15 protein-coding genes are annotated in these 14,366 nt (G+C 58.6%); 7 read left to right on the top strand and 8 right to left on the bottom strand.

The window, feature by feature from the left end; translation table 11 throughout:
- Position 1: 1 nt before the first annotated feature.
- Positions 2 to 1,063, bottom strand: coding sequence for a methyltransferase (locus tag ACOI6Z_RS17230; RefSeq protein ID WP_032454260.1), 1,062 nt, complete (start codon positions 1,061 to 1,063; stop codon positions 2 to 4).
- Between the two features lie 62 nt (positions 1,064 to 1,125).
- A complete protein-coding gene (locus ACOI6Z_RS17225) occupies positions 1,126 to 1,521 on the bottom strand; it encodes a lipoprotein (protein ID WP_420687462.1) in 396 nt (131 codons plus the stop codon).
- A 405-nt stretch (positions 1,522 to 1,926) separates the two neighbouring features.
- Here ACOI6Z_RS17225 and ACOI6Z_RS17220 point away from each other — a divergent pair, with 405 nt between their 5' ends.
- Positions 1,927 to 3,147: an MFS transporter gene (locus ACOI6Z_RS17220; protein WP_420687461.1), complete on the top strand. Its 1,221-nt coding sequence runs from the start codon at positions 1,927 to 1,929 to the stop codon at positions 3,145 to 3,147.
- Here ACOI6Z_RS17220 and ACOI6Z_RS17215 read toward each other — a convergent pair whose 3' ends face one another.
- Entirely contained in the window at positions 3,148 to 3,705 is a 558-nt protein-coding gene (locus tag ACOI6Z_RS17215; RefSeq protein ID WP_023291237.1) for a DcrB family lipoprotein, read from the bottom strand.
- Positions 3,706 to 3,778: 73 nt separating this feature from the next.
- Entirely contained in the window at positions 3,779 to 4,444 is a 666-nt protein-coding gene (locus ACOI6Z_RS17210) for a 7-cyano-7-deazaguanine/7-aminomethyl-7-deazaguanine transporter (RefSeq protein WP_023291236.1), read from the bottom strand.
- Between the two features lie 206 nt (positions 4,445 to 4,650).
- Between ACOI6Z_RS17210 and tusA the strand changes: the two genes are divergently transcribed.
- Positions 4,651 to 4,896 carry a sulfurtransferase TusA gene (tusA, locus tag ACOI6Z_RS17205; RefSeq protein WP_044524980.1) on the top strand — a complete coding sequence of 82 codons (246 nt, stop codon included), beginning with the start codon at positions 4,651 to 4,653 and terminating at the stop codon, positions 4,894 to 4,896.
- A gap of 605 nt (positions 4,897 to 5,501) precedes the next feature.
- Here the strand turns inward: tusA and zntA are convergent.
- On the bottom strand, positions 5,502 to 7,712 hold the full coding sequence (gene zntA, locus ACOI6Z_RS17200) for a Zn(II)/Cd(II)/Pb(II) translocating P-type ATPase ZntA (RefSeq protein WP_420687460.1): 2,211 nt from the start codon (positions 7,710 to 7,712) through the stop codon (positions 5,502 to 5,504).
- Positions 7,713 to 7,790: 78 nt separating this feature from the next.
- Positions 7,791 to 8,417, bottom strand: a complete 627-nt coding sequence (locus tag ACOI6Z_RS17195; protein ID WP_004173987.1) for a lysoplasmalogenase — start codon at positions 8,415 to 8,417, stop codon at positions 7,791 to 7,793.
- A 150-nt stretch (positions 8,418 to 8,567) separates the two neighbouring features.
- On the opposite strand from ACOI6Z_RS17195, the gene ACOI6Z_RS17190 reads away from it, so the two are divergent.
- Positions 8,568 to 8,918, top strand: a complete 351-nt coding sequence (locus tag ACOI6Z_RS17190; protein ID WP_023291234.1) for a DUF2500 domain-containing protein — start codon at positions 8,568 to 8,570, stop codon at positions 8,916 to 8,918.
- 13 nt (positions 8,919 to 8,931) lie between these two features.
- On the opposite strand, the gene ACOI6Z_RS17185 is transcribed toward ACOI6Z_RS17190, so the two are convergent.
- Together ACOI6Z_RS17185 and rsmD are read right to left on the bottom strand one after the other, a co-directional pair.
- Positions 8,932 to 9,207 (bottom strand): DUF1145 family protein, encoded by a 276-nt coding sequence (locus ACOI6Z_RS17185; protein ID WP_004202092.1) that lies wholly within the window; start codon positions 9,205 to 9,207, stop codon positions 8,932 to 8,934.
- Positions 9,197 to 9,793, bottom strand: coding sequence for a 16S rRNA (guanine(966)-N(2))-methyltransferase (rsmD, locus tag ACOI6Z_RS17180; protein ID WP_023291233.1), 597 nt, complete (start codon positions 9,791 to 9,793; stop codon positions 9,197 to 9,199). Before rsmD ends, ACOI6Z_RS17185 begins: the two co-directional genes overlap by 11 nt.
- A 182-nt stretch (positions 9,794 to 9,975) precedes the next feature.
- On the opposite strand from rsmD, the gene ftsY reads away from it, so the two are divergent.
- The 4 genes from ftsY to rpoH all read left to right on the top strand — a co-directional run bounded on the left by ftsY (position 9,976) and on the right by rpoH (position 14,351).
- On the top strand, positions 9,976 to 11,508 hold the full coding sequence (gene ftsY, locus ACOI6Z_RS17175; RefSeq protein WP_420687459.1) for a signal recognition particle-docking protein FtsY: 1,533 nt from the start codon (positions 9,976 to 9,978) through the stop codon (positions 11,506 to 11,508).
- A 2-nt stretch (positions 11,509 to 11,510) separates the two neighbouring features.
- Entirely contained in the window at positions 11,511 to 12,179 is a 669-nt protein-coding gene (gene ftsE, locus ACOI6Z_RS17170) for a cell division ATP-binding protein FtsE (RefSeq protein WP_004202097.1), read from the top strand.
- Complete coding sequence (gene ftsX, locus ACOI6Z_RS17165; RefSeq protein ID WP_002920816.1) at positions 12,172 to 13,227, top strand: permease-like cell division protein FtsX; 1,056 nt, start codon at positions 12,172 to 12,174, stop codon at positions 13,225 to 13,227. Before ftsE ends, ftsX begins: the two co-directional genes overlap by 8 nt.
- 269 nt (positions 13,228 to 13,496) lie before the next feature.
- On the top strand, positions 13,497 to 14,351 hold the full coding sequence (gene rpoH, locus ACOI6Z_RS17160; protein WP_002920815.1) for an RNA polymerase sigma factor RpoH: 855 nt from the start codon (positions 13,497 to 13,499) through the stop codon (positions 14,349 to 14,351).
- The last annotated feature ends 15 nt before the right edge of the window (positions 14,352 to 14,366 follow it).

Below are 14,366 nucleotides of genomic sequence, written 5' to 3'. Positions count from 1 at the left end.
ATCAATTATTCTTGTGGCATATCAACAAAGTATGCCCAACGCCTAAATTATCGTGACGCTGTTCTACTTCGAACCCCGCCATTTCAAGATAGCGGTAAAACTTCTCTACGCTGTAGAAACGGCTGTTGCCGTTGGCCATACAGGTAAAATAGAGTGAAGACGCATTCAGACTAAATGATGCTGCTTCAAATTTCTGCGCATCCCAGAACAATTCCAGAATGTACAGGCGGGCGCCAGGTTTCATGACCTGTGCCACATTACTGAGTATGGTGATGATTTGTTCTGGCGAGAAACAGTCCAGGAACTGACTCATCCACCAGATATCCGCTTCTCCGGGTAGGGGGGCGTCACTCAGCATATCCACAGCATGAAAATCGATGCGATGGGCAAGGCCAGCATTTTCTATATTTTCCCGTGCCAGTGCAATTTGTTGCGGTAAATCTAATAACGTGACCGCGATATTTTCATCGTACTGGCAACAGCGTAGCGCCCATTTCCCGGTATTACCGCCTACATCGTACAGCCTTGCGGGCTGGCTGGCGAATACATAGGGCAGCGCTGCAGTGAAGGCGCCATCGGAATAGTAATGGTCGAAGGCAAACCAGCTTTTGCGCGCTGCGGGTGGTAGCTGTGACAAGGCAGGGTAAATCGTTGGCCACTCACCAAAAACTTTTAATCCTGAAGGCTTTCCCTCCTGGAGCGCATTTTCCAGAAAGAATAATCCTTGATAACAAACGTCTTGAGTAAAATCCATATTTACTCGCGTCATCGGATCATGAAGTAAGAAATGTCCTATTTTAGAGAGGTGGTAGCGTTCCTCTTTATAGGTCAGGATACGACCGCTTAATCCCATATCGAGCAAAACGCTAACGGCATATTCTTTTCCGTCGAAAATTTCACTGATGGCTGCAAACGTTGCACCGCGTTTACCTTGTTGGTCCAGATAACCCAGAATACCTGAGTTGCGTAGACATAATGCGGTTTGAAAGAGCATGGGGGCAAAAGCAATACGCTGCGCTTCAGTAATGGCATCAAGTGCGCTGAGAGAATCCTTTTGGTACACGTTCGGTACAACCTTATTACAAATAATCGGCGAAACGGGTCAGTAGTGACCCGTATGTATATTTATTGTTGCAGAGCGGTGTTTGCTGCCAGCGTAACCTGAATATCTTTATCGAGGTTGTGTACCCAGCGGTTATAGTTTCTATGAATTTTTCCGTTGGCGGCCATGAGATTAATGCTACTCACATAGACAATAGAATAACTTGTTGCGGAGTAGTTAATTTTAATATCCGCGACATGGTCGCGATTTTGCAATTTACCTTTTATGACGCCAGGGCCCGCGTCAGACATAATCCATTGGCGCTGAGCACCTGCTTTGATAATGGAATCCTTGACCTGCGCTTCCGTATGGCCGGCGCTCACTATCGCATTGACCTGTTCAATAGGGGCTGTCCGTGCGCAACCGGCGAGCGCACCGACAACCGTAGCGGCAATCATCCAGTGAATAATTTTTTTCATGAATACTCCATGTCAATATATTGGCTACTGGCATTAACTTATGCCATGTAAGAAACTTTCATATAGGCTGATATGCTGTGGTTGTTCTGTCAGGCAATATGTTCATCTGTATTAAAACAGGCCGGAGAGGGAAATATGATGTTATAGAAATATTAACATCATGATAAACAATGAGGCGCTATCAGAGCCGTGAGGAAGTATAAGTAATTTAACCCTGCTCAGGCAATAGCGATAATTATTAATATGTATTTATCCTTCCATTAAGGAAAGTCGAATAATCGTCGCGGCAATTTATGCTGATGAGCGCGGCGATGGCGCCGCTGAGGTTATTGCCATCGGAAGGCTGCTTTTCAACAGAAGTCGTGGTAATAGTGGCTCTGTATAGTACAAATCTGGTGGAACCTGATGCCCGAATCCGTCGCCGAACCGGCGCTCAATGGACTGCGCCTCAATCTGCGGATTGTCTCCGTGGTTATTTTTAACTTTGCCAGCTACCTCACCATCGGCTTGCCGCTGGCGGTACTTCCTGGCTATGTGCATGATGTAATGGGCTTTAGCGCTTTCTGGGCTGGCCTGGTGATTAGTCTGCAATATTTCGCCACGCTGCTCAGCCGCCCGCACGCCGGGCGCTACGCTGACCTGCTGGGGCCCAAAAAGATAGTCGTCTTCGGCCTCTGCGGCTGCTTTTTAAGCGGTCTGAGCTATCTGCTGGCCGCCTGGAGCAGCTGCTGGCCGCTGGTTAGCCTGCTGCTGCTATGCCTCGGACGAGTCATTCTCGGCATCGGCCAGAGCTTTGCCGGCACCGGCTCGACGCTGTGGGGCGTCGGCGTTGTTGGGTCGCTGCATATCGGGCGGGTGATCTCATGGAACGGCATTGTGACCTACGGGGCGATGGCGATGGGCGCCCCGCTCGGCGTGCTGTGCTATTCGCAAATTGGCCTCAGCGGCCTGGCCGGGGTCATTATGGCGGTTGCGCTGGTGGCTATCCTCTGCGCGCTGCCCCGCGCAGCGGTGAAGGCGGCGAAAGGCAAAGCAATGTCGTTTCGCGCGGTGCTCGGGCGGGTGTGGCCCTACGGCATGGCGCTGGCCCTGGCCTCCGCCGGTTTCGGTGTTATCGCCACCTTTATCACGCTGTTTTATGACGCCAAAGGCTGGGACGGGGCGGCCTTCGCCCTGACGCTGTTCAGCTGCGCGTTCGTTGGCGCGCGGCTGCTGTTTCCCAACGCCATTAACCGCCTCGGCGGGCTGAACGTGGCGATGCTCTGCTTTAGCGTGGAGATCATCGGCCTGCTGCTGGTCGGCTTTGCCGATACGCCGCTGCTGGCGAAAATCGGCACCTTTCTTACCGGGGCCGGGTTCTCACTGGTCTTTCCGGCGCTGGGCGTGGTGGCGGTGAAAGCGGTGCCGCAGCATAACCAGGGGTCGGCGCTGGCCACCTATACCGTGTTTATGGATTTGTCGTTAGGCGTCACCGGGCCGCTGGCCGGCTTGCTGATGGCGTGGACCGGGATCCCGGTGATATATCTGGCGGCGGCAGGTCTGGTGATGGCGGCGCTGCTGCTGGGCTGGCGGTTAAAAAAACCGCCCCCGGTCAGCGAACCGGAGGCCGTCGCACCAGGCCAGTAATTACTGGATGGTGAGGGTGCTGATGATGCTTTCCGCTTCGGTCTGCGCCTGCTGCTGGTTGTCCGCCGGCAGGGTGACCTGCAGGGTCAGCAGTTTGTCATCCACTTTGCCGAGGAGCACGGAAGACCAGGCGGTCTGCCCCTTGGCGGAGATGATGCTGTCCAGCTGCTGCAGGGTGTGACCTTTGATCTCCAGCGATTTATTGCTTACCACCTGCAGCTGCGGGTCGCGGCTACGCTGCTGATCTTCCAGGCGTTTCGCCAGCACCGCCAGGTCTTCATTGGTGCTGTCGCCGACGATGACGATGACTGCTTTCTGGCCGGTGGCGTCAGAATAGACGTGCATGTTGTTCGCCTGAGTACCCAGTTTGCCGCTCTGGTCGGCCATGCCCGCAGGCAGGGTGAAGCTCAGTTTGCCATCCAGCAGGCTGATCGCCTGGCCGCTGGTGTTGCTCTCCGCTGCTGCCCCAACGGTTGGCGCTTTTGAATCGCTGTTATCGCAGGCGGCAAGCCCCATCACCAGCAGGCCAATACCGACATATTTAACCAAATTGCGCATTGACATCTTCCTTTCGATAAACGGCCACTAATGGCTCATCCGGCTATCTTAACACATCAGCCCGCGAGTACCTTTAACTCGGCTGCAATGCCGACAAATCAGATTTATCCGCCAGCCTTTTCAACAGCATATTTAACAGTACGCCGTACATCGGCAGGAAGAAAATGATGCTGATAAGCACTTTAAAGCTGTAGTCGACGAGGGCGATTTCCCCCCAGTGGGCGGCCATAAATGGATCCGGGCTGCGCCAGAAGGCGATGAAGAAGAACGCTACGGTATCGCTGATGTTGCCGAACAGCGTCGAGGCGGTGGGGGCCAGCCACCAGCGGCGGCTCTGCCGCAGGCGGTTGAAGACGTGGACGTCGAGGATCTGCCCCAGCGCATAGGCCATAAAGCTGGCGATGGCGATACGCGCGACGAAGAGATTAAAGGTGCCCAGCGCCGCGAAACCCTGCCACTCGCCCATGTAAAACAGGGCGGAGATGGCGTAGGAGATGACCAGCGCCGGGACCATCACCGCAAAAATAATGCGTCGCGCCAGCGGTGCGCCAAAAATTCGCACCGTCAGATCGGTGGCGAGGAAGATAAACGGAAAACTGAACGCCCCCCAGGTGGTATGGAAACCAAAGATGGAGATCGGTAGCTGAACCAGATAGTTGCTGGAGGTGATCACCAGCAGATGAAATAGCGAAAGCCAGACGAGCGCTTTTTTGCGCTGTACGGTAGTAAACGGATTCATATTGTGACCTTTTTATGCCCGTCATGCTTCAGGTAAATGAGCAATCGGCAGCGGAACGTTGGGGTGAGGGAACCCAATGAAAAACGGCTGCATGATACTGCGTTGCCGGCGTAATGCAATGGTTGTTTTTCGCGCAAACGTTAACCTGGCTTGCGTACTGGCGAACTGGGGGTAAACTAGGGCCGTTTTGTTGATGTGAGACTAAAATGAGCGAACTTTTCTCCACTCCAGACCACACTCTGGATGCCCTGGGACTGCGCTGCCCGGAGCCGGTCATGATGGTGCGTAAAACCGTGCGGACAATGCCCGTCGGCGAGACGCTGCTGATTATTGCTGACGATCCGGCCACCACCCGCGATATCCCGGGATTCTGCCGCTTTATGGAGCATGAGCTGGTGGCCCAGCAAACCGAAGCTCTGCCGTACCGCTACCTGATCCGCAAAAGCCACTGAGTCTCTCCCGGATGGCGGCGCGTAGCGCCTTATCCGGGCTACCCGACGGTCCGGAATCGTAGCCCTGCTAAGCGCAGCGCGAGCAGGGAATACCCCGGATAGCGGCGCGTAGCGCCTTATCCGGGCTACCCGACGGTCTGGAACCGTAGCCCTGCTAAGCGTAGCGCGAGCAGGGAATATCCCGGATGGCGGCGCGTAGCGCCTTATCCGGGCTACCCGACTGATCCGCAAAAGCCACTGAGTCTCTCCCGGATGGCGGCGCGTAGCGCCTTATCCGGGCTACCCGACGGTCTGGAACCGTAGCCCTGCTAAGCGCAGCGCGAGCAGGGAATACCCCGGATAGCGGCGCGTAGCGCCTTATCCGGGCTACCCGACGGTCTGGAACCGTAGCCCTGCTAAGCGTAGCGCGAGCAGGGAATATCCCGGATAGCGGCGCGTAGCGCCTTATCCGGGCTACCCGACGGTCTGGAACCGTAGCCCTGCTAAGCGCAGCGCGAGCAGGGAATACCCCGGATGGCGGCGCGTAGCGCCTTATCCGGGCTACCCGACGGTCTGGAACCGTAGCCCTGCTAAGCGTAGCGCGAGCAGGGAAGCCGGTATCTATGCTACAACTTCTTACGCAATAACCGCAGCGCGTTAGCCGTTACCAGTACGGTGGCGCCGGTATCCGCCAGCACCGCCAGCCACAGGCCGGTCAGGCCGAGCAGGGTGGTGACAAGGAAAATCCCCTTCAGCCCTAAGGCAATCGCGATGTTCTGGCGAATATTCGCGTGGGTCGCCCGCGCCAGGGAGATCATCTGCGTCAGGCCGGTCAGACGGTTGTGGGTCAGCGCGGCGTCGGCGGTCTCCAGCGCCACGTCGGTGCCGCTGCCCATGGCGATGCCGATGGTCGCCGCCTTCATCGCCGGGGCGTCGTTGATGCCGTCCCCGACCATCGCCAGCGGCGCATCGGCATTCAGCGCCATCACCGCTTCGACTTTGTCCGCCGGCAGCAGGCCGGCGCGGAATTCCAGCCCCAGTTCGCTGGCGATGGCCGCCGCGGCGCGCGGGTTATCCCCGGTAAGGATCACCCCCCGCACCCCCAGCTGGTGTAAGGCATCCACTGCCTGACGCGCGTCGTCGCGCAGGGTGTCGCGCAGCGCCAGGATGCCGAGAAGCGTCTCGCCGCGCATGACCAGCACCACCGTTTGACCGGCGCTCTCCAGCTGCTGGATCTGCGCCTCATGCTCTGACGGGGCGGCTTTGCTGGCCGCGCAGATCACGATACGGCTGCCGTTGACCTCGGCTTCGATACCGGAGCCGGCCAGCGCCCGCTGGCCGCTGGCCGGCGGAATACTCAACTGACGCCGCTGCGCTTCGCGGACGATAGCCTGCGCCAGCGGATGGCTGGAGCCTTGCTCAACCGCCGCCGCCAGCGCCAGCAGCGTGTTATCGTCATTCTCAGCCGTGGCGATGACCGAGGTCACCTGCGGCTGGCCGACGGTCAGGGTGCCGGTTTTGTCGAACGCCACCTGGCGCACCTGGCCCAGCTGTTCCAGCGCCGCGCCGCCTTTAATTAACGCTCCGCGTCGGGCGGCGACCGCCAGGCCGGAAGTGATGGCTGCCGGGGTGGAGATGACCAGCGCGCACGGGCAGCCGATCAGCAGCAGCGTCAGCCCTTTATAAATCCACGGCAGCCAGGCGCTGGCGAAGAGCAGGGGCGGGACAATGGAGACCAACAGGGCCACCACCATAATGGCCGGAGTGTAGATCCGGCTGAAGCGATCGATAAAACGCTCGATCGGCGCCCGACGCTCCTCCGCCTCTTCAATCAGCTTCAGGATGCGGTCGATGGCGCTGTCGCCCGGTTCGGAGATTACGGTCAGCTGCACCAGGCGGTCGACGCTGGTGGCGCCCGCCGCTACGCGTTCTCCGGCCTGGCGCTCCACCGGCACCGACTCGCCGGTCAGAGCGCTTTCATCAAAGCTGGCAAATGGCGACAGCAGCTGACCATCCGCCGGCAGACGCCCGCCGGCGGCCACTTCGATCACATCCCCGGGGCGCAGATCGCGCTGGGCGACGGTTTCCCGCACGCCGTTGCGCAGGCGAATGGCGGTGTCGGGCTTCAGCGCCATCAGCGCGCTCACCCCCTGCCGCGCGCGGCTGGCGGCCCAGCCTTCGAGACGCTCGCCGATCAGGAACAGCAGCAGGACCATCGCCGCCTCTGCGGTGGCGCCGATAAACAGCGCCCCGATGGCGGCGACGCTCATCAGCGTTTCAATGGCGAACCAGCTCCCGCTCTTGATCAGGCGCAGCGCCTGGCGGGCAACCGGCCAGAGGCCGACCAGGGTGGTGGCAATAAAGGCTAACTGACCGGCAGGGTGGTTGGCCTGCTCCAGCCCCCAGCTCAGGGCCATCATCATGACCAGCGTCAGCAACGGTAAATTGTCGCGCAGCCGCGAGCCCTGAGTTTTCTCTGACGCGGGGGCATCGGCATCGCGCAGCGTATAGCCTGCCTGACGTACCGCCTGCTCAACCTGAGCCCGAACGTCGCCCTCGGCGTTAACCAATAATTTTTCAGTGGCGAACAGCACCTGAACCTGACTGACGCCGGGCACCTGACGAACCGCCGTTTCCACCTTGCGGGCGCAGGCGGCGCAGTCCATGCCTGCAACCTGCCAGCTGTAGCGGGCGTCGCTGAGCGCTTCGGCGGCAGGCGCGCTCTCTGCGGCGCAGGCGTGGTCTGTGCAGCAGCTTTCCGCCGGGGCGGGCGCTGGCCGCATGGTGAATGACGAGAATTGTGGGACTTTTTTATCCTGCGCGTCTGGAGTCGACATGGCACCCTCCGGTAAATGATAATTTTCTCATTAGCCGTAGGATACACTCTGGAGTCGACTCCAGAGTCAAGGACTAAATTACAGGTACAGCGCGCGCACGATGAGGAAGTGGCCGGCAAAGTAAAACGCGGCGGCAATGGCGTTATCGGCGCGGAAACGGCGGCGATAGTGGCTCACCAGCCACACGGCATTGCTCAGCAGCAGCAGAGCGGCGCCGGCGAATCCGGACAGCGCGGTGTTGGTAGGGCGGGCAAACCACAGCTCACCGGCCAGCCAGACCATCACCAGCGTCATGCCGATAAAGGTCAGCACCGGCATTTTCATCTCTTCCAGCCGGCTCCAGATCACCGCCATCAGCAGGGCGCCGAATACCAGCAGCACCAGCGGCAGCGGCCAGAAGAATGACAGCGTCAGCTGGCTGGCGAACCAGATGGTATACAGCAGATGCGACAGGAAGAAGGCGCCCACTGCGTACATCACCCGCTGGCGCGGCAGCAGGGTCAGGGCGTCGCCGAGCAGGGAGGCGCACAGGCCGGCCAGCACCAGGTAGCTGATGGCATTGAACATCGGCGCCTGCCAGGCCAGCAACAGCAACAGAATCAGGGTGACAGGTTTAAATACCCAGCGTCGCCAGGCCGGCCCGCGATAGGATGCATCGACATAAAGCCATGCGGAGAAACAGACAGCAATAAATGACCAAAGCATAGTAAGTCCCTGTATCTGTTATCATAAGGAAAGTTACGGATGCGTGAAGCTACCACTCAGTGTAGTGGTTTGGCGCAGCAGATGACAATGTTATTCCAGTCGCAGTATGCTGATTCCTGATATTTTTTATGGGTAACCTTAATGAGTAAAATGCCGCTCTTTTTTGTTCTGGTCGTCGCGGTGATTGTGGTGGCGGCTTCGTTTCGCTATGTGCAGCAGCGCCGCGAAAAACTGGCGAACGACGCCGCGCCGGTGTTGCAAAAGCGGGTGATCGTCAGCAATAAGCGGGAAAAAGTGATTAACGATCGGCGTTCGCGGCAGCAGACGGTGACGCCTGCGGGCAGCGAGATGCGCTATGAAGCGAGCTTTCGCCCTGAGAACGGCGGGCTGGAGGTGGTGTTTCGCCTTGACGCGCCGCAGTATCATGCGCTGAGCGTCGGCGATCGCGGGATGTTGAGTTATAAGGGCACAGCGTTCGTGGCGTTCACGCCCGATCCCTGAGCCCTTGTCAGGACTATTTCTTCAGCGTCGCCTTCAGTTTTTTCTGCCAGGCGACGAGCTCAAACACGCCGAAGATAAAAATGCGGATTTGCTCAAAGCGGCCCAGCGGCGGGGCATCCTTCGGCTGCGTCGCCTTGAGCAGCGTCAGCTGCAGACCGTGCATCAGGATCATAAAAATCAGCGCGACGTTGACGAAGATATTCAGCGGCTTCGGGAAGGGCTGAAACAGATTCAATAACAGAAAGGCCCAGACGCACAGCATCAGCAGGCGGCCTAAATTAATCAGCATGGTTCTCTCCTTGGGCCTCACGTTGGTAAAGACGGTACGCGACCTGTCCGGCCACTTTTTCACGATACAGATGCCAGTTCGCCGGTACCGGCGGTAAACCGTTTTCGACTTCGCTTTCGACGTACACCAGGGCCTCGTCGGCCAGCCAGCCCTGCGTTTCCAGCAGGCGCAGCGTCTCCTCCAGCAGCCCCTGACGGAACGGTGGGTCGACAAACACAATCTGATGCGGCGTGCCCGGTTGGCTCAGGAAGCTGAGGGTGTTAGTCGCGATCACCTTGCCGCGATCCGCTTTCAGGGTGGCCAGGTTTTTTTGTAACTGCTGAGCGACGCCGCGCTCCATCTCCAGTAGCGTGGTGCTGGCCGCATAGCGGGACAGCGCCTCAAGCCCCAGCGCGCCGCTGCCGGCAAAGCAGTCGAGGCAGTGCGCGTCAACGATGGACGGCGCCAGCCAGTTAAAAAGGGTTTCGCGAACCCGGTCGGTGGTCGGCCGCAGGCCCGGGCTCTCCGGCACCGGTAATTTACGGCCGCGCCATTGCCCGCCGATGATGCGGATCTGGCCGCTGCCCGCGTGGTTTGGTTTTTTCATCTCTCTGCTCAAGTCTCAACTTCCGGCCTGCTATTCTAGCGATCGACGGCGGTTGACGAAACCTTAATCCGGGGGCGGTGCTGCGAGTTAAGTTAAGTGATAGACTATCCAACTAATTTCATCATTTTTTCAGCTTCTGATGAAGCTGCGCCATGAATAAACAGCGAGGAGTGTGGTCGCAAATGGCAAAAGAGAAAAAACGTGGCTTCTTTTCCTGGCTGGGCTTTGGACAGAAAGAGCAGGCACAGGAAACCGAGACTGAACAAAAAGTAGAAGAACAACAAGCGGTTGCCCAGGAGACGCCGGCGGCGGAAACCCCTGCTGAGCCGAGCGCGCCGAAAGCGGACCCGGAGGCGTTTGCCGAAGAGGTCGTCGAAGTCACCGAGACGGTGGTCGAAAGCGAAAAGGCCCACCTCGCGGAGCCTGCCAGCGCGCAGGAAGAAGAGGCGGCGCCAGCGCCTGCTTTGGTTGAAGAGGCGCCGGTCGTCGCGCCGGAGCCTGCGGTCAGCGAACCGCTGAAGGCGGAGGAACTGCCGGCAGTGGTTGAGTCGCTGGTGGAGGACGTTATCGCCGAACCGGTGGCGGCGGAGGCCGTGGCTGAGCAGCCTGTAGAGGATGTCGTCGCCCAACCCCAGGAGACGGAAGCGCCGGAAGAGGACGCGCCGTTAAGCGATGAAGAGCTGGAAGCGCAGGCGCTGGCGGCCGAGGCGGCGGAAGAGGCGGCGGTGGTGGTGCCGGCGCCAGAGGAAGAGGCGCCGGTGGAAGCGCTGGTCCAGGAGCAGGAAAAACCGACGAAAGAAGGCTTTTTCGCCCGCCTTAAGCGTAGCCTGCTGAAAACCAAACAAAATCTCGGTTCCGGATTTATCAGCCTGTTCCGCGGTAAGAAGATCGACGACGATCTGTTTGAAGAGCTGGAAGAGCAACTGCTGATCGCCGACGTCGGGGTGGAAACCACCCGCAAGATCATTACTCATCTCACCGAGGGCGCCAGCCGTAAGCAGCTGCGCGATGCGGAAGCGCTGTACGGCCTGCTGAAAGAAGAGATGGGCGATATCCTCGCCAAAGTGGATGAGCCGCTGAATGTTGAAGGCAAAACGCCATTTGTTATTCTGATGGTCGGCGTGAACGGGGTGGGGAAAACCACCACCATCGGTAAGCTGGCGCGTCAGTTTGAGCAGCAGGGCAAATCGGTGATGCTGGCGGCGGGGGATACCTTCCGTGCGGCGGCGGTGGAACAGCTGCAGGTCTGGGGCCAGCGTAACAATATCCCGGTGATCGCCCAGCACACCGGCGCCGATTCCGCCTCGGTGATTTTCGACGCCATTCAGGCGGCGAAGGCGCGCCATGTTGATGTGCTGATTGCCGATACCGCCGGGCGTCTGCAGAATAAATCGCACCTGATGGAAGAGCTGAAGAAGATCGTCCGGGTGATGAAAAAGCTGGACGTCGACGCGCCGCATGAGGTGATGTTAACCATCGACGCCAGTACCGGGCAGAATGCCATTAGCCAGGCCAAACTGTTCCATGAAGCGGTAGGTTTGACCGGGATCACCCTGACCAAGCTGGATGGCACCGCCAAAGGCGGCGTGATCTTCTCGGTGGCCGACCAGTTCGGCATTCCGATTCGCTATATTGGCGTCGGCGAGCGTATTGAGGATCTGCGTCCGTTTAATGCGGGCGACTTTATTGAGGCACTTTTTGCCCGAGAGGATTAAGAATGATTCGCTTTGAACAAGTCAGCAAAGCCTATCTCGGTGGGAGACAAGCGCTGCAGGGGGTGAACTTCCACCTGCAGCCGGGCGAGATGGCGTTTCTGACCGGCCACTCCGGCGCAGGGAAAAGTACCCTGCTGAAGCTTATCTGTGGTATCGAACGGCCCAGCGCCGGGAAAATCTTCTTCAGCGGTCATGAAATCAGCCGCCTGAAGAGCCGTGAGGTGCCGTTCCTGCGCCGCCAGATCGGCATGATTTTCCAGGACCACCATTTGCTGATGGATCGTACCGTGTATGACAACGTGGCGATCCCGCTGATTATCGCCGGCGCCAGCGGCGATGACATTCGTCGCCGGGTCTCGGCGGCGCTGGATAAGGTCGGGCTGCTGGACAAAGCGAAGAACTTTCCGATTCAGCTCTCCGGCGGCGAGCAGCAGCGCGTGGGGATCGCTCGCGCGGTGGTCAACAAGCCGGCGGTGCTGCTGGCGGATGAACCGACCGGTAACCTCGACGAGGCGCTCTCGGAGGGGATTTTACGTCTGTTTGAAGAGTTTAACCGCGTCGGGGTGACGGTACTGATGGCCACGCACGATCTGGGGCTTATCTCCAGCCGTCCGTACCGCGTGCTGACGCTCAGCGACGGCCATCTGCATGGAGGCATTCGGGGTGAATAAGCGCGACGCAATGAACCAAATCCGCCAGTTCGGCAGCAAGTTCGATCGCCTGCGCAACGCGGCGGGCGGCGGCGGCGGCGGGCGCAATGCGCCAAAACGGCCGAAAGCGGCGCCTAACCCGGCCTCGCGTAAGAGCAACGTGTTCAACGAGCAGGTGCGCTACGCCTGGCACGGTGCGCTCCAGGATTTAAAAAGCACGCCGCTGGCGACCTTCCTGACGGTGATGGTTATCGCCATCTCGTTGACCCTGCCAAGCGTCTGCTACATGGTCTACAAAAACGTCAGCAGCGCGGCGTCACAGTACTATCCCTCGCCGCAGATCACCGTGTATCTGGAAAAAACGCTGGATGACGATGCCGCGGCGCGGGTGGTCGGCCAGCTGCAGGCGGAGCAGGGCGTCGACAAGGTGAACTATTTGTCACGTGACGAGGCATTGGGTGAATTCCGTAACTGGTCCGGCTTTGGCGGCGCCCTGGATATGCTGGAAGAGAACCCGCTGCCGGCGGTCGCCATCGTGGTGCCGAAGCTGGATTTCCAGAGCACGGAAGCGCTGAACACCCTGCGCGATCGGGTATCGCGGATCCAGGGGGTCGATGAAGTACGGATGGACGACAGCTGGTTTGCCCGCCTCTCCTCGCTCACCGGGCTGGTGGGCCGCGTGTCGGCGATGATCGGCGTGCTGATGGTGGCGGCGGTGTTCCTGGTGATCGGCAACAGCGTGCGCCTGAGCATCTTCGCCCGCCGCGATACCATTAACGTGCAGAAACTGATCGGCGCCACCGACGGCTTTATCCTGCGTCCGTTCCTCTACGGCGGGGCGATGCTGGGCTTCTCCGGCGCGTTTTTATCGCTGATCCTGTCGGAGATTCTGGTGATGCGCCTCTCGTCGGCAGTGACCGAGGTGGCGAAGGTGTTCGGCACCCAGTTTGAGCTGAGCGGCTTAGGCTTTGACGAGTGTCTGCTGATGCTGATCGTCTGCTCGATGATCGGGTGGGTGGCCGCCTGGCTGGCGACAGTGCAACATTTACGTCACTTTACTCCCGATTAAAAAAAGCGTGATATAATCTTTCCCTGCTGCAATGAGTTCCTGTTCGCAGGGAAAGATACCGCAAGCTTGTTCTCCTTTTCCTGCCCTCACTTTTTCATCGTGGTGTCACATTTTGTGCGTAATTTATTCACACCGTTGCAGGGAACTTGTGGATAAAATCACTGTCTGATACTAATGTGAGTGATATTCTCGTTGCTCATGAATGCTGGCATGCTTGTTGCCTGATGGGGACAAGACCACGTCAGAAGATATCAATTGAGAGGATTTGAATGACCAAAGAAATGCAAACTTTAGCTTTAGCCCCCGTTGGTAACCTGGAATCGTACATCCGGGCCGCTAACACTTGGCCGATGCTGTCGGCTGATGAAGAGCGGGAGCTTGCTGAAAAGCTGCATTACCAGGGCGATCTGGAAGCAGCGAAAAAGCTGATTCTGTCTCACCTGCGCTTTGTTGTTCACATTGCTCGTAACTACTCGGGCTATGGCCTGCCGCAGGCGGATCTGATCCAGGAAGGCAATATCGGCCTGATGAAAGCCGTGCGTCGCTTCAACCCGGAAGTGGGTGTGCGCCTGGTCTCCTTCGCCGTGCACTGGATTAAAGCCGAAATTCACGAATACGTGCTGCGCAACTGGCGTATCGTGAAGGTCGCTACCACCAAAGCACAGCGTAAGCTGTTCTTTAACCTGCGTAAAACCAAACAGCGTCTGGGTTGGTTCAACCAGGATGAAGTGGAAATGGTGGCCCGTGAGCTGGGCGTGTCGAGCAAAGACGTCCGCGAGATGGAATCCCGTATGGCGGCCCAGGACATGACGTTCGACATGTCGTCGGACGATGAATCCGACAGCCAGCCGATGGCGCCGGTTCTTTATCTGCAGGACAAAACGTCAAACTTCGCCGACGGCATCGAAGACGACAACTGGGAAGAGCAGGCGGCGAATAAGCTGACTGACGCGATGCAGGGCCTGGACGAGCGTAGCCAGGATATCATCCGCGCCCGCTGGCTGGACGAAGACAACAAGTCCACGCTGCAGGAGCTGGCTGACCGCTACGGCGTCTCCGCAGAGCGCGTGCGTCAGCTGGAAAAGAACGCCATGAAAAAACTGCGTGCCGCGATCGAAGCCTGATACGCCACCCCTGCC

The organism is Klebsiella sp. C239 (genome assembly GCF_048822715.1).
Classification (GTDB): domain Bacteria; phylum Pseudomonadota; class Gammaproteobacteria; order Enterobacterales; family Enterobacteriaceae; genus Klebsiella; species Klebsiella quasipneumoniae.
Note: the sequence above shows the minus strand (reverse complement) of the source record. Positions and strands in the feature narration are given on the sequence as shown.